12 protein-coding genes are annotated in these 18492 nt (G+C 66.0%); 7 read left to right on the top strand and 5 right to left on the bottom strand.

All coding sequences use genetic code 11. The annotated features are described in order from the left end of the window. Positions 1-167 precede the first annotated feature (167 nt). A complete protein-coding gene (locus KUW00_RS12750) occupies positions 168-1466 on the bottom strand; it encodes an NAD(P)/FAD-dependent oxidoreductase (RefSeq protein WP_045993565.1) in 1299 nt (432 codons plus the stop codon). Positions 1467-1593: 127 nt separating this feature from the next. On the opposite strand from KUW00_RS12750, the gene KUW00_RS12745 reads away from it, so the two are divergent. The 5 genes from KUW00_RS12745 to trpC all read left to right on the top strand — a co-directional run bounded on the left by KUW00_RS12745 (position 1594) and on the right by trpC (position 6797). Continuing rightward, the gene (locus tag KUW00_RS12745; protein WP_045993566.1) at positions 1594-2259 is read left to right on the top strand and encodes a phosphoglycolate phosphatase; all 666 of its coding nucleotides are present in this window, start codon (positions 1594-1596) and stop codon (positions 2257-2259) included. 323 nt (positions 2260-2582) lie between these two features. Further along, positions 2583-4064 (top strand): anthranilate synthase component I, encoded by a 1482-nt coding sequence (gene trpE / locus KUW00_RS12740; RefSeq protein ID WP_108450123.1) that lies wholly within the window; start codon positions 2583-2585, stop codon positions 4062-4064. 266 nt (positions 4065-4330) lie between these two features. Next, entirely contained in the window at positions 4331-4912 is a 582-nt protein-coding gene (locus tag KUW00_RS12735) for an anthranilate synthase component II (protein WP_045994387.1), read from the top strand. Between the two features lie 19 nt (positions 4913-4931). After that, positions 4932-5951, top strand: coding sequence for an anthranilate phosphoribosyltransferase (gene trpD, locus KUW00_RS12730; RefSeq protein WP_222569214.1), 1020 nt, complete (start codon positions 4932-4934; stop codon positions 5949-5951). A gap of 45 nt (positions 5952-5996) precedes the next feature. Continuing rightward, positions 5997-6797: an indole-3-glycerol phosphate synthase TrpC gene (gene trpC / locus KUW00_RS12725; RefSeq protein ID WP_108131493.1), complete on the top strand. Its 801-nt coding sequence runs from the start codon at positions 5997-5999 to the stop codon at positions 6795-6797. Between the two features lie 56 nt (positions 6798-6853). Here the strand turns inward: trpC and KUW00_RS12720 are convergent, their stop codons facing one another. After that, positions 6854-8788 carry a cation:proton antiporter gene (locus tag KUW00_RS12720; protein ID WP_222569213.1) on the bottom strand — a complete coding sequence of 645 codons (1935 nt, stop codon included), beginning with the start codon at positions 8786-8788 and terminating at the stop codon, positions 6854-6856. A gap of 97 nt (positions 8789-8885) precedes the next feature. Next, positions 8886-12032 (bottom strand): FAD-binding and (Fe-S)-binding domain-containing protein, encoded by a 3147-nt coding sequence (locus KUW00_RS12715; protein WP_222569212.1) that lies wholly within the window; start codon positions 12030-12032, stop codon positions 8886-8888. A 341-nt stretch (positions 12033-12373) separates the two neighbouring features. On the opposite strand from KUW00_RS12715, the gene serS reads away from it, so the two are divergent. After that, positions 12374-13651, top strand: a complete 1278-nt coding sequence (serS, locus tag KUW00_RS12710; RefSeq protein ID WP_045994369.1) for a serine--tRNA ligase — start codon at positions 12374-12376, stop codon at positions 13649-13651. Between the two features lie 219 nt (positions 13652-13870). On the opposite strand, the gene KUW00_RS12705 is transcribed toward serS, so the two are convergent. Continuing rightward, entirely contained in the window at positions 13871-14743 is an 873-nt protein-coding gene (locus tag KUW00_RS12705) for an SIMPL domain-containing protein (protein WP_261392147.1), read from the bottom strand. 333 nt (positions 14744-15076) lie between these two features. Here KUW00_RS12705 and KUW00_RS12700 point away from each other — a divergent pair, with 333 nt between their 5' ends. After that, positions 15077-16210 (top strand): AI-2E family transporter, encoded by a 1134-nt coding sequence (locus tag KUW00_RS12700; protein WP_045994370.1) that lies wholly within the window; start codon positions 15077-15079, stop codon positions 16208-16210. A gap of 132 nt (positions 16211-16342) precedes the next feature. On the opposite strand, the gene KUW00_RS12695 is transcribed toward KUW00_RS12700, so the two are convergent. Beyond that, entirely contained in the window at positions 16343-18277 is a 1935-nt protein-coding gene (locus KUW00_RS12695) for an alkaline phosphatase D family protein (RefSeq protein WP_222569211.1), read from the bottom strand. Positions 18278-18492 lie beyond the last annotated feature (215 nt).

Genomic DNA, 18492 nt, shown 5'->3' with positions numbered 1-18492 from the left:
GGGCAGGCACGTTTCAGACGAGCCCTAGGCGCTGTCCGAAAAGTCGACGAGCGAAGGTTAGACAAGGCAAAAATCGGTGAGAAAGCGCAGTTTACGGGGTGTAAATGAGCATTTTGATCCGATTTTTAACGCCGTATTACCGAGCGCAGGCACTTTTCAGACAAGCCCTAGTGCAGCTTTAGCCTGGGCTTGAGGAAGCGGTTAAGCCCATCCACCACCACCATCATCGCGGTCTTGACCGTGCCGTGGATGGCGCGCTGGTGCATGCGGTAGAGCGAGGCGTAGAAGAAGCGCGCCAGGTTACCCTCGATGAACAGGCTACGGGCCGAGGCGGCGCGCATCAGGCTGCCGATGGCGTCGAAGTGGGCCAGCGAAATCAGCGAGCCTCGGTCGCGGAAGACAAATTCCTTGAGCGGCTTGCCGTCGACCACGGCACACAGGTTACGGTAGAGCACGCCGGCCTGCTGGTGGGCGGCCTGGGCCCTGGGCGGCACCACCGTGCCGTCTTCCTGGGGGCAGCTGGCGCAGTCGCCGAAGGCGAAGATGTGCGGGTCATCGATGCTCTGCATGGTGGCGGCCACCTTGACCCTGTTGTTGCGCTCCACCTCCAGCCCCAGTTCTGCCAGGAAGGCCGGAGCCTTGATGCCGGCGGCCCACACCCCCAGGTCGATTTCGATGGCGTCATCGTCGGTGGTGTGGATGGCGCGCTCGTCGACCATGGTCACCCGGGTGTCCACATGGACCTTGACCCCCAGGTTCTCGAGTTCCTTGTGCACCGCGCCGCTGATGCGGTCCGGCAGCGCCGGCAGCACCTTGGGCGCGGCCTCGATCAGGTGGACCCGCAGGTGCTCGCGGCCCAGCGCGGTAAAGCCGTAGCTCTTGAGCATGCGCGAGGCGTCGTGCAACTCGGCGGCCAGTTCGACGCCGGTGGCCCCGGCCCCGATGATGCCCACGGTAATGCAGGGATCCTGATCCTCGAGCCGGGTGCTGTAGCGCATGAAGGTATTGAGCAGTGCCTGTCGAAAGCCTTCGGCCTGGGCAGGACTGTCGAGGAAGTGGCAGTGGTCCGCCACGCCTTTCGTGCCGAAGTCGTTGCTGACGCTGCCGACCGCCAGTACCAGGTGATCGTAGTCGAGACGCCGCGCCGGCAGGATCTCGTTGCCCTCGTCATCGACGATGGGGGCCAGGGTCAGTTGGCGGGACTCACGATCCAGATCGCACAGGGTGCCGCGCTGGAAGCGGTAGCCATTGGCCGCCGAGTGGGCCTGATAGGAAATCTCGTCGAGGCCCGAGTCGAGGACGCCGGTGGCGACCTCATGCAACAGCGGTTTCCAGATGTGGGTCGAATTGCGATCGACCAGCACGATGTCGGCCTTGTCCTTCTTGCCGAGCCGTCGTCCCAGGCGCGTGACCAGCTCAAGGCCGCCGGCGCCGCCGCCGACAACCACGATGGTGGGTTTGCTCATGATGAGCTCCAGAAAAAAGGTGGAGCGCCATCATAGACAGATAAGTGCTTGGCTGACCACGGCGCTTGCGCCAGAATGTGCGCCGCGCATAGATATTCCAATTTCGGCATAGTCGAGGAGACGGCCTATGGGTGACGCCCTGGAGGGGGTGCTGTTGGTGGCCTTCGATCTGGATGGCACCCTGATCGATTCGGTCCCGGACCTGGCAGCGGCGGTGGATTCCGCCTTGATCGACGTCGAACTGGCGCCGGCAGGCGAAGCCAGGGTGCGCGACTGGGTCGGCAATGGTGCCTGGGTGCTGCTGGAACGTGCCCTGACCGATGCACTGGGCGAGGCCCCCAGCGAGGTGCTGTTGAAGACCGCCCACGAGCGCTTCCTCGAGCACTACCATCGCCGTCCCTGCGACAGGACGAGGCTCTATCCGGGGGTGACGGAGACCTTGAAGCGGCTGTTCGGGCGGGGTCTGATCCTGTGTCTGGTCACCAACAAGCCCGAGGCCTTCATCCACCCGATCCTCGAGCATCTGGGTATCGATGGCTTCTTTTCCGCCTGCCTCGGTGGCGACACCCTGCCTCGTCGCAAGCCTGACCCCATGCCGCTGCGACACCTGTCCCAGCAGTTCGACGTCTGTCCCTCGTACTGTCTTATGGTGGGCGACTCCCGTCACGATGTCGCGGCGGGCAAGGCCGCCGGTTTCCGTACCGTGGCGGTGCCTTACGGCTACAATCACGGTGAACCGATCAGCCTGAGCGAGCCGGATCTGGTGGTTGAATCGCTGGAACAACTCGTTTAGGGTTTTTTGGCATGACACTATCGTTAGCGTCATGCCGATAAATCCTCGCTATTGCAGGCCTTGCCAGGCGCCCGTCACAGGGAATCCCGTCGTGTGGAATCCGCGAGCGCGGCGCACGGGTCTCGCGGTAGCGGTCTGTCACTCGTTGGCTTCATTCATTCGTTTCGCTGGTGGACTGCCCATGGCCCAGCCTTGCTTCTCCTCGATGTCCTGTCCGCATCTGTCTGCGTCGCTGCCTACGACGTCCTGCGGTTGGCGATGGTGACCGTTTCTCCGTTCTTGTCGTTGTCACTTTCGTCTCTTGAATTGAGGATCTGGGCATGATGACCCCCGAGCGTTTCGATGAGCTGGCCCAGGCCGGCTACAACCGTATTCCCATCACCCGCGAGATGATGGCCGACCTGGACACGCCGCTGTCCACCTATCTGAAACTGGCCGATCAACCCTGGACCTTTCTGCTCGAGTCGGTGACCGGCGGCGAGAAGTGGGGGCGTTACTCGATCATCGGTCTGCCCTGTCGCGAACGCATCGAGGTGCGGGGCTATCAGGTTCAGCATATTGTCGATGGTGACGTGACCGGCGCCACCGAAGTGGAAGATCCGCTGGCCTGGATCGAGGAGTTCCAGCGTCGCTTCAAGGTGCCGGTGCTCGACAACCAGCCGATCTTCGACGGCGGACTGGTGGGCTACTTCGGCTACGACACCATCCGCTATATCGAGCCGCGCCTGGCCGGTGTGGAGAAGGACGACCCCATCGGGGTGCCGGACATCCTGTTGATGGTGTGCGATGAGCTGGTGGTGTTCGACAACCTTTATGGGCGTCTGACCCTGTGGACCCACGCCGATCCTTCCACGCCCTCGGCCTACAGCGCCGCCCAGGCCCGGCTGAGCGCCCTGGAAGACGCCCTGCGCAGCCCGCTGTCGGTGGCCTCGCGAGTGCCCGGTGACGCGCGCCCGGCGGTGGAGGAGGGGCACTTCACCTCCGGCTTCACCGAAGAGGGCTTCAAGTCGGCGGTGGAAAGGATCAAGGAGTACGTGCTGGCGGGCGACGTGATGCAGTGCGTGCCGTCCCAGCGCATGTCGATCGAGTTCCAGGCCGAGCCGCTGGACCTGTATCGGGCTCTTCGCAGCCTCAATCCGTCGCCCTACATGTTCTTCTTCAACCTTGACGACCACCATGTGGTGGGTGCCTCGCCGGAGATCCTGACCCGCCTGGAGGATGGCATGGTGACGGTGCGTCCGATCGCCGGCACCCGGGTGCGCGGCAAGACCGAGGCCGAGGACAAGGCGCTGGAGGAGGACCTGCTGGCCGACCCCAAGGAGGTCGCCGAGCACCTGATGCTGATCGACCTGGGCCGCAACGACGTCGGCCGCATCTCCGAGACCGGCAGCGTCGAGGTGACCGATCAGATGGCCATCGAGCGCTACTCCCACGTCATGCACATCGTCTCCAACGTCACCGGCAAGCTGAAGCCGGGCTACAGCGCCATGGACGTGCTGCGCGCCACCTTCCCGGCGGGCACCCTGTCCGGAGCGCCCAAGATCCGCGCGATGGAGATCATCGACGAGGTCGAACCGGTCAAGCGCGGCGTCTACTCCGGGGCCGTCGGCTACCTGTCCTGGCATGGCAACATGGACACCGCCATCGCCATCCGCACCGCGGTGATCAAGGACGGTCAGCTGCACGTCCAATGTGGCGCCGGCGTGGTGGCGGACTCGGTGCCCCAGTCCGAGTGGGACGAGACCCTGAACAAGGGGCGTGCGCTGTTTCGTGCCGTGGCCATGGCCGAGCAGGGACTGCGCTGAGTTCGGCCTGACATCCGCTTGACAGCCATGACCACGACACACACTATAAGCCCATGATGAATATGACCTCCGCACCGTCCCGTGATCGCCAGCAGTGGTGGCGCCCCTTCGACTGAAGCGGGCGGAGGAACCCTGAGCGCCGGGGTGTCGCGGACCACGGTCTGGACAACGACGGTCAGGACAGCGAAAGTGCCGCCCGCGAGGCGGCATTTTTGTGTGTGGGTCGTCTCGCTGGGTGAAGCCCAATATTGAATCCTGGAGCCACCATGATCTTGATGCTCGATAACTACGACAGCTTCACCTACAACATCGTCCAGTACCTAGGCGAACTGGGCGCCGAGGTGGTGACCCGACGCAATGACACCATCAGCCTCGACGAGATCGAGGCCATGGCGCCCAGCCACATCGTGGTGTCGCCGGGGCCCTGCACGCCCAACGAGGCCGGCATCTCGCTGGAGCTGATTCGCCACTTCGCCGGCAAGCTGCCGCTGCTCGGTGTGTGCCTCGGCCATCAGGCCATCGGCCAGGTGTTCGGCGGCAAGGTGGTCCGCGCGCCCCAGGTCATGCACGGCAAGACCTCCGACATTCGCCATGCCGGACAGGGTGTGTTCAAGGGCCTCGATGATCCGCTCTCGGTGACCCGCTACCATTCGCTGGTGGTGGAGCGCGAGAGTCTGCCGGAGTGCCTCGAGATCACCGCCTGGACCGATGACGACGACGTCACCCCCGGCCTGATCATGGGCCTGCGCCACAAGGAGCTGCCCATCGAAGGGGTGCAGTTCCACCCGGAATCGATCCTGTCGCGACAGGGACACGAGATGCTGGCCAACTTCCTCGAGCGCCACTGACTACCATCAGGAGACTTGCATGCAGATGACCAATGCCATCGCGGCGGTGATGCGCCGGGAGAACCTGGGCCGAGAGCAGGCCTATGCGGTGATGCGCACCATCATGACCGGCGAGGCCAGTGACGCCCAGGTCGCCGCCTTTCTGATGGGGATGGCGATGAAGGGCGAGACCGCCGAGGAAATCAGTGGCTGCGCCCAGGTGATGCGCGACCTGATGACGCCAGTAACGCTGTCCTGCGACAACGTCGTGGATATCGTCGGCACCGGTGGGGACGGCGCCAACCTGTTTAACGTATCCACCGCCTCGAGCTTTGTCGCCGCCGCCGCCGGCGCCCATGTGGCCAAGCACGGCAACCGAGGGGTGTCGTCGTCCTCGGGCAGCGCCGATCTGTTCCAGGTGGCCGGCATCGGCCTGGATCTGGACGCCGAACAGGTAGGCCGCTGCATCGAGGAGGTCGGCGTCGGCTTCATGTTCGCGCCCAACCACCACCCGGCCATGCGTCACGCCATCGGTCCGCGCCGCGAGATGGGTGTGCGCACCCTGTTCAATATTCTGGGGCCGCTGACCAACCCTGCCAGTGCGCCCAATCAGCTGCTCGGCGTCTACCACGCCGACCTGCTGGAGTTGATGGTGGAGGTGCTGCGCCAGCTCGGCAGTCGGCATGTGCTGGTGGCCCACGCCGAAGACGGCCTGGACGAAATCTCGCTGGCGGCGCCGACCCGCATCGCCGAACTCAAGGATGGCGAGATCCACCGCTATACCCTGACCCCCGAGGATGTCGGTATCGAGCGTCAGTCGCTCTCTCCGCTCAAGGTCAAGACCGCCGAGGACAGCCTGCGTCTGGTCGAGAAGGCGCTGTCAGGCGAGGGGCCTGCGGCGGATATCGTCGCCCTCAACGCCGGCGCCGCCCTCTACGCCGCCGACGTGGCCGATTCCCTCAAGGAAGGCGTGCTGATGGCCCAGGACGCCCAGGGAACCAGGCTGGCGCTGGAAAAGATGAAGGAACTGGCCCACTTTACCCGGGTGTTCGCTCAGTAGGACCTTTCTGCAAAGAGCCCCACGGGCCGCAAGGAGAATCACAACATGGCCAATGCCACCCCGACGATCCTCGAGCGAATCCTCGAGCGCAAGGACGAGGAGGTCGCCAGCCGACGCCGCCAGGTCAGCGAGCAGGCGTTGCTCGCGCGTGCCCGAGAGCAGGATGCACCGCGCGGTTTCGTCATCTCGCTGGCCGAGCGGATCCGTGACGGCGACGCCGCGGTGATCGCCGAGGTCAAGAAGGCTTCACCCTCGAAGGGGCTGATCCGTGAGGACTTTCGCCCGGCCGAGATCGCCGCTCAGTACGCCCGGGGTGGGGCGGCCTGCCTCTCGGTGCTGACCGACGCCGACTTCTTCCAGGGCCATGAGGACTACCTGATTGCCGCCCGCGAGGCGTGCAGCCTGCCGGTGATCCGCAAGGACTTCATCGTCCACGGCTACCAGGTCAGCGAGGCGCGGGCCATCGGCGCCGACTGCATCCTGCTGATCGTCGCCGCCCTGGAGGACGCCCAGATGCGCGACCTGCACCAGCAGGCTGGCGAGCTTGGCATGGACGTGCTGGTGGAGGTCCACGACGCTCAGGAACTGGAGCGGGCGCTGGCGCTCGATCTGGATCTGGTCGGGATCAACAACCGCGACCTGCATACCTTCAATACCCGACTCGAGACCACCCTGGAACTGCTGCCGCGGATTCCGCCCGAGGTCACGGTGATCACCGAGTCCGGCATCCACAGCCGCGACGATGTGCTGCGCATGCGCGAGAACGACGTCCACGGCTTCCTGGTGGGCGAGGCCTTCATGCGCGAAGAAGATCCGGGCGAGGCCCTGCGGCGACTGTTCTTCTAAGTCCTGTACTCGCCTGAAGACACCTCGGGCCGGTCATCGACCGGCCCGAGGTGTTTTTATTTCCGACTACTTTGCCGGTCTGGCATGACCAGGCGGATCACATGATCGCCCTTGCGTGGTGTCAGCGGCGCGTCGGCGGTGGCGATGCGCGGCCGCCCTGAAGTGCCGACACAGATCAGCGGCGCCGAGTCGGTGTCGCCGGGGAAAGCCCCCTGACGTCTCGCGCTGGCGACGTCCTTGGCCTGGAGGGGCGCTTGCCGGGTGTCTGTGCTGTGGACGTGACTTGGGCGTCTTTCACCCCTTTCTCCACTCGCACGCTTGTCGCCGCTCGCGCGCAGCAGCGCCCGTGAGCGGGGGGCTTCGTCGAGCCTTTCGACCTCGAAGCGAGCCCCACGCTCCACCAGGCTCGAGAGCTGGGCAAAGGTCATCTCGCGGCCGAACAGGTAGGGAACATGCTCGATGGCGGTGGCGTGCTGGCGCCGGGCCTGGCGCCCCAGGTTGACCGCCAGGCGGAATACCTGGCCCTGGCCCAGCAGATGCTCGAAGTGCAGCGCGGCCAGATCATTGAGCTCTCGGTAGGGCGACAGCGGCATCAGGTAGCCGATACCGCTCAGCTCCATATGCTGGGCGGCGTGTTCGGACAGCGGGTCACCGTAGTAGGCCGAGAGCCCCTCGGCGCGGGCGGCCTGCACCGCGTCCCAGCTCGAGTCGGTCAGCAGCACGCCGAGTCGGGCCTGGCGCAGACAGTGGGCCATCTGCCGGGCCACCGGGTTGGCGCCGATGATCAGCACGCCGTGGGCCGAGGGACGGCGCACCTTCAGCCAGTCGCCCAGCGGGCGGGCCAGCAGACTCTGGGATACGACCGTGGCGATGATCACCAGAAAGGTCACCGGCACCAGCCGGTCGGCGCCGGGCACTCCGATCTCTTCCAGCCGCAGCGCGAACAGTGAGGCCACTGCGGCGGCGACGATGCCGCGGGGCGAGATGAACGCCAGCAGGCTCTTCTCGCGCCAGTCCAGGCCGCTGCCCAGGGTGCACAGCCACACCGCCAGCGGACGCACCAGCAACAACAGTACCGCCAGAAAGGCCCAGGCCGGCCAGCCCAGCAGCGCCAGTTGCTCGACCGTCAGACGTGCCGCCAGCAGGATGAACAGTCCCGAGATCAGAAGGATCGACAGGGTCTCCTTGAACTCGATGATCGGTCGGGTGGGCACGCCACGCATATTGGCGAGCCAGGCGCCCATTACCGTCACCGTCAACAGGCCGGACTCGTGAAACAGGGTGTTGGACAGGGTGAACAGACCGAGCATGGTCATCAGGGTGCCGAAGCTGTGCAGCCGTTGCGGCAGCAGGTGCTGGCGCAGTACCTGGCCCCATAGATAGCCGCCGGCGACGCCGAAGCCGAAGCCGATCAACGCGGTCTGGGCGAACAGCATCAGGGTGTGCGGCAGTGCCTGGGTGCCGGAGCCCAGGGCGACGAATTCGTAGACCAGCACCGCGCCGATGGCGCCCACCGGGTCGATCAGGATGCCCTCCCAGCGCAGGATCTGGGTCAGGTGCTCGCGGGCCCGCAGGGTCTGCAGCAGCGGCAGGATCACCGTCGGGCCGGTGACCACCAGCAGCGCCCCAAGCAGGCTCGCCATCTCCCAGCTCAGGCCCAGCAGCCAGCGGGCGGCCAGCGCTCCGCACAGAGCGGTGATCAGGGCTCCCCAGGTGACCAGGCGGCGCACCGTGCGGCCATGCCCTCCCAGCTCGCGAAAGTTCAGGGTGAGGCTACCCTCGAACAGGATCACCGCCACCGCCAGCGACACCAGCGGGAACAGCAGCTCGCCGAACAGGGCGTCGGGGTCGAGCAGGCCGGTCACCGGGCCTGCGGCAATGCCGGCGATCAACAGCGTCAGGATGGCGGGGACCTTGAGGCGCCAGGCTAGCCACTGTGAGCCCAGCGCCAGCAGGCCAACGGCCGCCAGGGTGAGTCCGGCATGCTCCATGGTCGGTCGACTCCGAAACGGGAAAAGCCGCGCAGCGTACTGACGCGGCGTCGATCATGCAAACCATCGCCATCATAGGCGTCAACGATGGTCTGACTCAGCTCGCCCGACGAAGTGCGCCGAGCAGCGCCTGCAGCGGATGCGGCAGCTGGCTGTCGGAGAAGCGTCGGGCCTGGCTGCGACAGGAGTAGCCGGTGGCCAGCAGGCGACCGCTGTCGCCGTGCTCCTGCACCACCGGTTCCCAGGACTGGGCGTAGATGGTGCGCGAGGTCGTAAGGTTGCGTGCCTCGTGGCCGTAGGTGCCGGACATGCCGCAGCAGCCCGAGGGCAGGGGCGCCAGGCGCAGCCCGAAACGTTCGAACAATTGCTGCCAGGCCTTGGGGCTGCCCGGCGCCTGGGTCTTCTCGGTGCAGTGGGACAGCAGCTGGAAGGGGGCTTCCTCGCTCAGGTCGAGTCCCGAGGGCACCAGCGAGGCGCCCAGACTCAAAAGCCACTCCTGCAGCATCAGCACCTCAGGCACCGCCTGCTCACCCAGTGCCTTCACGTACTCCTGGCGATAGGTCAGGGTCATCGCCGGGTCGATGCCCACCAGCGGCACGCCGCTGGCGGCCAGGGTGGAGAGCTCTCGGGCACGCTTGCGGGCGGTGCGCTCGAAGGCGCCGAGAAAGCCCTGGACGTTGAGCGGCTTGCCGTTGGGCTTGTAGGGCGCGACGAAGACGCGGATATCGAGGCGCGACAGCAGCTCCACCACGTCGGCGACCAGTCTGGCTTCGAAGTGGCTGGTGAAGGCGTCCTGCACCAGGATCACGCTGCGCGCCTTCTGGCGCTCGCTGAGGCGTCCCAGCGTCAGCGGAGTGGCCTCGGCCACGCCCCAGGCCTTGAGCTGCTTCTTGAGCCGGGCGCGTGACAGCCTGGGGCTGTCGACCATGCCGAGGCCGCGGGCCATCAGCCGGTCCACCAGGCGGTTATCGAGTGCCGCGTTGTAGGCCGGGGCCAGTGGCGCCAGCGCCGGCAGCAGGAATTCGAGCCCGCCGATCAGGTAGTCGCGCAGCGGTCGCAGGTAGCGTCCGTGGTAGACCTCGAGGAACTGGGAGCGGAAGGCCGGGACATTGACCTTGATCGGGCACTGGCCGGCGCAGGACTTGCACGCCAGGCAGCCGGCCATGGCGTCGTAGACCTCGTGGGAAAAGTCGTCCTTGCCGCGCAGGCTGTTGAGAGCGCGGCGGGGCAGGTGGGCGAGCCAGCCGAGCGCGGTCTCATCCTTCTTGCGCTGTGACTCCTCGACCACGTCGATGCCGGTCTTCCCCTGCAGGCGCAGCCATTCGCGCATCAGGCTGGCGCGGCCCTTGGGCGAGTGCACACGATCCCGGGTGGCCTTCCACGACGGGCACATGGCGTCGTCGGGATCATAGTTGTAGCAGGCGCCGTTGCCGTTGCAGTAGACGGCGTCGGCGTGGGCCTGCCACACCCGCTCGTCGATCTGACGATCGAAATCGCCGCGCATGGGTACCGCGTCGATGGCCAGCAGGCCGGGGTCGCTGAGGCTGGCGCCGGGCTCGGGCTGGCTGTTGGCCGCTTCGTCGGTCTCCACCAGCGGCGTCGCGATCTTGCCGGGATTGAGCTGGTTGTGCGGGTCGAAGGCACCCTTGAGGCGTCGCAGGCTGGGGTAGAGCTCACCGAAGAAGGCCGGGGCGTACTCCGAGCGCACGCCCTTGCCGTGCTCCCCCCACAGCAGGCCGTGGTAGCGCTGGGTCAGCGCCGCCACCTCATCGGAGATTTCGCGGATCATCGCCTGCTGGCGCGGGTCCTTCATGTCCAGTGCCGGGCGCACATGCAACACTCCGGCGTCGACGTGGCCGAACATGCCGTACTCGAGCCCTCGGGCATCGAGCAGGGCGCGGAACTCGGCGATGTAGTCGGCCAGGTGCTCTGGGGGGACCGCGGTATCCTCGACGAAGGGCAGCGGGCGCTTCTCGCCCTTGACGTTGCCGAGCAGGCCCACCGAGCGCTTGCGCATGGCGTAGACCCGACCGATGGCGTCACGGCCGATGGCCTGGGTGAAGCCCAGGCGGGTGACGCTGGTGTCGCTTTCGAGTCCCCGGCAGAAGGCGTCGACCCGGGCCTCGAGGCGCTCGGGGTCGTCGTCGTTGAACTCCACCAGGTTGATGCCTTCGATGGCCGGGCCGTCATCCACCGGGAAGAACTCGGCCACCGAGTCCCACACGAAGTCCTCCATGGCGAGCTTCAACACCTTGTCGTCCACGGTCTCGATGGAGGTGGGGCGAAGCGCCTGCGGCTTTTCTGGTGACGAGCCGCCGGCCATCAGCGCCTTGGCGTCGGCGAGGGCCGCCATGAAGCTCGGGTAGCGCACATTGACCAGGATCGAGTGGCGCGGGATCGGCAGCACGTTGAGCACCGCCTCGTTGGTCAGCGCCAGCGAGCCCTCGGCGCCGCACAGCACGCTGTTGAGGTTGAAGCGGCCGTCGTCGTCGCGAAGGTGGGCCAGGTCATAGCCGGTCAGGCAGCGGTTGAGCGGCGGGAAGATCGCCTCGATGCGCTCGCGCTCCTGCTCGATGATCTTGCGGGCGGCGCGATAGGCGCGGCCCCGGGCCGAGTCCTCGGCGCACAGGGTCTCGAGTTCGTCCTCGTCGACCGCGGCGCTGATCAGGCGCTCGCCGCCGATCAGTACGCTGTCGAGCTCGAGCACATGGTGGCGGGTCTTGCCGTATTCGCAGCTGCCCTGGCCGCTGGCGTCGGTGGCGATCATGCCGCCGATGGTCGCCCGGTTGGAGGTGGACAATTCCGGTGCGAAGAACAGCCCATGGGGCCTCAAGGCGGCGTTGAGCTGGTCCTTGACCACCCCGGCCTGGACCCGCACCCGGCGGTTGTCGACGTCGATCTCGAGGATCTGGTTCATGTGCCGGGACACGTCCACCACCAGGCCGTCGCTCAGCGACTGGCCGTTGGTGCCGGTGCCGCCACCACGCGGTGTCAGGGCCACCTTGCGGAAGGCTTCGCGCCCGGCGAGCCGGCCGAGCAGCTCGAGGTCAGCTGCATGACGCGGAAACACCGCCGCCTGGGGCAGACGCTGGTAGAGCGAGTTGTCGGTGGCCAGCACCGTGCGGCTGGCGTAGTCCGGGGCGATTTCGCCCTCGAAACCTTCCGCCTTCAGGGCCTTGAGAAAGTCGACGTAGTGCTGGTCCAGTGGGGTCGCGGCATCAGCTAGGGGCAGTGGTGCGATCATGGTCTCGGTCGATACAGGCCCCGCGGCGGCGCGGCTGGCGCTATCGACAGGGCAGGAGAATGGGAGGGCGTCCACTTTACCGCGTCTCGGGGGGTAGGTGCATCCCGATCGCGAGAGAAGCCGGCGCTCGCCCCCGGTCGATGGCGCCGCCTCTCGCTTTTGCCTACAATGTGTCGCCTGCGCGGAGGGTGGTCCCAAGGCACACCAGCGGGGCGCTTTTCGGCTGTCCTCACGGTGGGGCCCGAGAGCAGCGTCCGACGCTGGCGATGGTGACGCACGCCCCCAGGTGACGCCTTCCGCATCCGACATGTTCTTTTCACTCAGGCGACGGACCAGACTCCATGCTCGATCCGAAACTGCTGCGCGGCGACCTCGATACGCTCGCCCAACGACTGGCCACCCGCGGTTACTCTCTCGACAGCGAGGCGCTTGGCTCGCTGGAATCCCGCCGTCGCGAGCTGCAGACCGAGACCGAGCGTTTGCAGAACGAGCGCAACACTCGCTCCAAGGCGATCGGCAAGGCCAAGGCCGCCGGCGAGGATATCCAGCCGCTGCTCGACGAGGTCAGTGACCTGGGCGAGCGCCTGGACGCCGCCAAGGTGGCGCTGGCCGAGGTGCAGGGCCAGTGGGAAGACATCGCTGCGGGGATCCCCAACCTGCCCCACGCCAGCGTGCCCGAAGGCGCAAGCGAAGACGACAACGTCGAGGTGTCGCGCTGGGGCAACCCCGGCGAGTACGCCTTCGAGGTCAGGGATCACGTTGATCTGGGAGCCAAGAAGGGCGATCTGGACTTCGAGGTTGCCGCCAAGCTGACCGGCGCCCGCTTCGCCGTGATGCGCGGGCCGATCGCCCGTCTGCACCGCGCCCTGACCCAGTTCATGCTCGACAAGCAGACCCTGGAGCACGGCTACGAAGAGTGCTATGTGCCCTACATGGTCAACCGTGACTCGCTCTACGGCACCGGCCAGTTGCCCAAGTTCGGCGAGGACCTGTTCAAGCTCGATGACGAGCGCGAATTCCACCTGATCCCGACTGCCGAGGTGCCGCTGACCAACCTGCTGCGTGGCGAGATCGTCGACGCTGGCGCCTTGCCGCTGAAGCTGACCGCCCATACTCCCTGCTTTCGCAGCGAGGCAGGTTCCCACGGTCGCGACACCCGCGGCATGATCCGCCAGCACCAGTTCGACAAGGTCGAGATGGTCCAGCTGGTCGATCCGGCCAAGAGCTACGAGGCGCTGGAGGAAATGCGCGGCCACGCCGAGGCGATCCTTCAGGCGCTCGAGCTGCCTTACCGGGTGGTGACCCTGTGCACTGGCGACATGGGCTTCTCCGCCGCCAAGACCTACGATCTCGAGGTCTGGCTGCCGAGCCAGGACACCTACCGTGAGATCTCCTCGGTGTCCAACTGCGAGGACTTCCAGGCACGCCGCCTGCAGGCGCGCTTCCGCGCCAAGGGTGAAAAGAAGCCGCAGCTTCTGCACACCCTCAACGGCTCCGGCCTGGCGGTGGGCCGCTGCCTGATCGCGGTGATGGAAAACCACCAGAACGAGGACGGCTCCATCACCGTTCCCGAGGTGCTGCGTCCCTATATGGGCGGGGTCGAGCGCATCAACGTCTGATCCGCCCTCGAGAGGGGCAGGCGCGCTTGCCCTTGCTTAAGCAAAAGCTCAAGCACAAGCAAAAGCCCCGGTGGTCGCTACCACCGGGGCTTTTTACGTCACGGGCTTAGGCGTAACAGGCTTAGGCGATATGGCACCGGACCCCGGCCGCTTTCCGTTGGGCGGGGGGACTCGTTGGCCACCGGTGCCATGGCCGTCGGGCTGACGTCGCCGCTATCGTCATTGCGGCGCAGCCGGGACCTGCTGGCGATCCTGATCGATATCCGCGGTTGCCTCGGCCAGCCCCCAGCGGACCTGGACGCCGGCGTCGATGGTGATGCTGCCGGGGCTGTAGTCGGCGTTGCCGCCGCTTTCGGCCATGTCCGCGCGCATCGCCATCATGCGTGGCTGAAACACCGGGGCGTTGGTCTCGCTGACATGGATCACCTCACCGAGCTCCACTCCCAGGGCGTCCGCCATCAGTTCGGCCTTGGCCCTGGCGCGCTCGAGCGCCTGGGTCAGTGCGCGGTCGCTGGCCGCGTCGCGGTCGGCAAGATCGTAGCTGACGCCGTCCAGTGCATTGACGCCGGCTTCGGTCAGGGCGTCGAGCAGGGTCGGAAGGCTATCGAGATCGCTGATCGCCAGGGTCACCGGACGTTCCAGGCGAGTACGTACCATGGGGATGGGGTTGTCGTTGCCCTGGCGCGTTTGATGCAGCATCTCCTGCTGTACCCGCAGCGATCCAGCGTTGATCGCCTCGCGGGAAAGACCCGCGTCTTCCAGCGCCGAGATCAGCTCGGCGGCGCGATCCTCCAGGCGTTGGCGGGCCTCAGCCAGGGCCTGGCCGTGGTCACCACTGTCCTTTTCCTGGGCGATGGCCGGTGTCAGCTCCCACAGCCGGGCGTTCAAGGTCGCCTCGTCCGGCGCGACCTTGAGCTCGGACTGGGCCTGGATATCCAGATAGCGTGGCGTGGGTGACTCGGCGGCCAGGGAGGGCGTGGCGGCCATAGAAGCCAGCGCCAGGCCGAGCCCCACCGTCGCCAGCCGGTGGAGGTGGCGCAGGCGAAGGCTCGGCATCGCCCGTGACCGGGCGGAGGGAGTGGCGAGTGACATCGGATTCTCCTTGTAACGTGGGGGATGAACGACAGGGCAAACAACAGGGCGAACAACAGGGGGCGCGTCGCAGAAAAGTCTGACAGGGTCCAGCACCGGCCAGGGCCTACTGACTGGGACGGTGTCCCTGGCGAGACGTTCCCGGATCTCAAGCGTCTCCACGATCCTTGCATGGTTGAGCCTGGGCCGGCCAATGTCGCCGGAGTGATACACGGAACATTGGCAATGTTGCGCCATGTGTCATGATTCTTTGTGCTGAAACGATTGGCGGGGCATGATGGCGCCGATAACGCCGTCGAGCCGACGGCTGGTTAACGAGAGGAGCTACCGTCCATGGAAGATGAAGTCGAGGCGCAGGAGCGCAGGCTCCCCTTGAACCTGACGCTGGCCCTGGCTGCACTGGTGGTCATCGTCGCCGGCATGCGCGCGGGGGCAGACCTGCTGGTGCCGGTGCTGCTGTCGCTGTTCATCGCGGTGGTGTGTACCGCCCCGGTGCAGTGGCTGCACGAGCGGGGGCTGGGCTTGAGACTATCGGTATGGGTCACGCTGGTGGTGATCGGCGGCATGCTGATCCTGCTGGCGCTGTTGCTGGCCAATAGTGTCGGTACCTTTGCCGAGGCCTTGCCCGGGATCGAGGAAAAGCTCTACGAATACTACCTGCGCCTGCTCGATGGACTGGCCAGCATGGGGCTTGCCATCGACACCCAGCGGCTGGCCGGGTTTCTCGACACCCAGAAGCTTGGCGAATGGCTTCCGGCACTGCTCAGCCAGCTCGGCAATCTGATGATGCAGAGTGTCGTGGTGGCGCTGCTGGTGATGTTCATGTTGTTCGAGACGCTGAACTTCCGCGACAAGATATCCCGGGCGCTGGCCAACCCCGCCCCGAGCCTCGAGCGCTTCAACGAGTTCAGCCACACCCTCAAGCGTTACCTGGCGGTCAAGACCGTGATCAGCCTGGTCACCGGGGCCCTGGTGTGGGTGGCCTGTCTGCTGGTGGGGGTCGACTTCCCGCTGCTGTGGGCGGTGCTGGCCTTTGCGCTCAACTATATCCCCAACATCGGTTCGGCCATCGCCGCGGTGCCGGCGGTGCTGCTGGTGCTGGTATCTCCGGACGGGGGCATGGGCGATGCGTTGCTGCTGAGCCTTGCCTATCTGTCGATCAACTTCGTCATGGGCAATCTGGTCGAACCGCGGGTCATGGGGCGGGCGCTGGGGTTGTCCACCTTCGTCGCCTTCCTGTCGCTGGTGGTGTGGGGCTGGATCTTCGGGGTCACCGGCATGTTGCTGTCGGTGGTGCTGACGATGACGTTGAAGATCGCCCTCGACAGCCACCCCCAGACCCGCTGGATGGCCCACCTGCTGGGGCCAGCCAAGGGTGGCCCGGTGGAGGACGCCAGCCGGCCACTGGCCGAGCGTGCTCGCATGAGCAAGCTGAAACGCAAGGTCGAATCGGTCCAGCGCAAGTAAACCGACCGGGCGCATAAGCCAGCGATATGGACCACCTGAACGCAAGGTCGAGGCGGTCCAGCGCAAGTAAGCCGACCGGGCGCATAAGCCAGCGATACGGACCACTCGAACGCAAGTGAGCCAAGGACGGGGCTATGGCGCCTTCTCGGGCGGTGGGAACACCACCTCCATGCCGCGGGCGTCGAGCTGACGGATGTCCTCGGGGCTGCCGTCCTCGGCCAGGGTGACCAGGCCGATGCCGGGCCCGTTCCACAGGCGTTCTCCGGCCTTGGCGCGGTCCGGGTCCCTGGGCTCCACCGCCATGGGCCGGCGCTGGGTGAACCAGTTGAGCGGCGAGCGTGGCGAGTAAAGCCAGCGATTGAGCCGGTCGAAGGTATCCAGCAGGGTGTCGGGAAAGCAGTTCTTGAGACCGCTGGAGGTGATCTGCCAGATCATCGGGCCCTGGTGCCGGTGACGGATACGCACGTCGTAGACGAAGGAGTAGTGCACGTCGCCAGACAGGATGACGTAGTGCCCCGGGGTCCGCGAGTGGCGGAAGATGTTGAGCATCACGCTGGCGGCGCCACGATGGGCCATCCAGTTCTCGGCATCCACCAGCAGCGGCTTGCCCGCCAGGATGAACAATTTCTGGATGGTCTCGATCAGCTTGACCCCGAACATCGGCGCCGGAGAGACGATGACCGCCGACGGCGCGTCGATCAACTCCTGCTGAAATTCCGATAACGCCTCCCAGTCCATCAGGCCGGATGGCCGTTCGGGCTTGCGCCCGTTGCGCCAGCGTCGGGTGCGGGTATCCAGCACCACCAGACGTGGACTGCCCTCCACCTGAAATTCCCAGCCCTCGAAGCGAAAGAGGCGCTCGAGACAGGCATCCTGCTGATCCTTGTCGAGCCAGCCTTGGTTATCGTTGGCGTCGCTCAACAGCGCCTGGGCTTCGTCCAGCGGTGTCTTCAACCGCTCGGGGGCGTTGCCCCAGCCCTGGCACAGCAGATAGGCCAGCAAGGCATTGCCGATGATGCGCTTGGAGAAGGGGTGGCCGTAAGCCGTGCTTTCCCACTGCGCGGTAAGGTTCCAGTCGTCGGTGACGTCGTGGTCATCGAAGATCATCAGGCTCGGCAACTGGGCCATGACGCGGGCGGCGGCAGGCAGGGTAGCGACGAAGTCGTCGATGATCCGGGCCTGGTCGTCGTAGGTCTCTCGTCGCTCTTCTTCAAGCGCAGGAGGCTGGCACTCGATGAGGCGCCACGGCGTCGGCGACCAGACCAGCAGGTACATGGCCACCATCTCGGCGAAGGTCATCAGGTGATTGGCGGCGCTGGCCGACGTGAACACCGGCTTGCGAACGCCCCCGAAGAAGCGATCCTTGAGGGCAGCCGAGCTCTTGACGTCGGGCAGCAACTCTTCGCGTCGATAGTAGCTGAAGGGGCTTGCGTAGAGCGATTGGCTGTCGTCGATGGTTGAGCCCTCGAGGGTCTCGTCGAACAGCCCCAGGCGCTCGATCAGCGCGTGTATCGCCACCAGCAAGGGGCCGGCGACGTCATCGGCGTAGATCTGGTCGCCGGTCATCAACAGCCAGGCCGGCCACTGTTCGGGACAGTCGAGACGCTGGGCGAGCCAGCTGTCCAGATGGGCCAGGCCGTCCGGGCCATCGTAGTGAGGACGACGGCAGGAGCCATGCAGCAGGCGTCGGTGGCTCGATGCCAGCACGAATGCCGGCGTCTCGTGCCCTTCATGGCACAGATGGGGCGCCAGCTCGCCGAGTGAGGTTTCGCGCTCGTCCGTCACCTTGAGGTCGTAGTCGATCCGGGTGTCCTGGGGCAGAGGCTCATCCAGCGGTGCATCGATCAGGTAGAGCAGGGCATGGCGGCCCAGTGGCACCAGCCGGTAATCGTCCTCACCAAGCGGCTGTCGGCGCGGTGACTCGCCGCTGGGTGACAGCTCGAGGGTCAAGCTGAGCGGACGGCTCGCCACCAGCCAGATGCGCAGACGTTCGGGACTCAAGCGTCGCAGGATGGGGCCGGCGAGGATAGCGGGAAGGTCGTCGGGAGACGTTCCGGTGTCGGTCATGGCGGTCCTGTGTCGGTTCGCTGTCGGTAAGCCCCGTTCCGGGGGGAGACCTCGCGCATGGCGAATACATCAAGAGTATCAACGGTAAGCGGCAAGGAGGCCAGAGCGTCGGCGTATGCCTTGCCGACTGTCCCGAGGTGGCCGTTGCGCTGACTGGTCTGGTAGCGCTGGTCTTGCCCTGGCTGCGCGACCGGTCCAGGTCAGCACCTGACAAA

Origin of the sequence: Halomonas sp. DP5N14-9 (assembly GCF_019802175.1) — a bacterium.
Lineage (GTDB): Bacteria > Pseudomonadota > Gammaproteobacteria > Pseudomonadales > Halomonadaceae > Halomonas > Halomonas litopenaei.
Note: the sequence above shows the minus strand (reverse complement) of the source record. Positions and strands in the feature narration are given on the sequence as shown.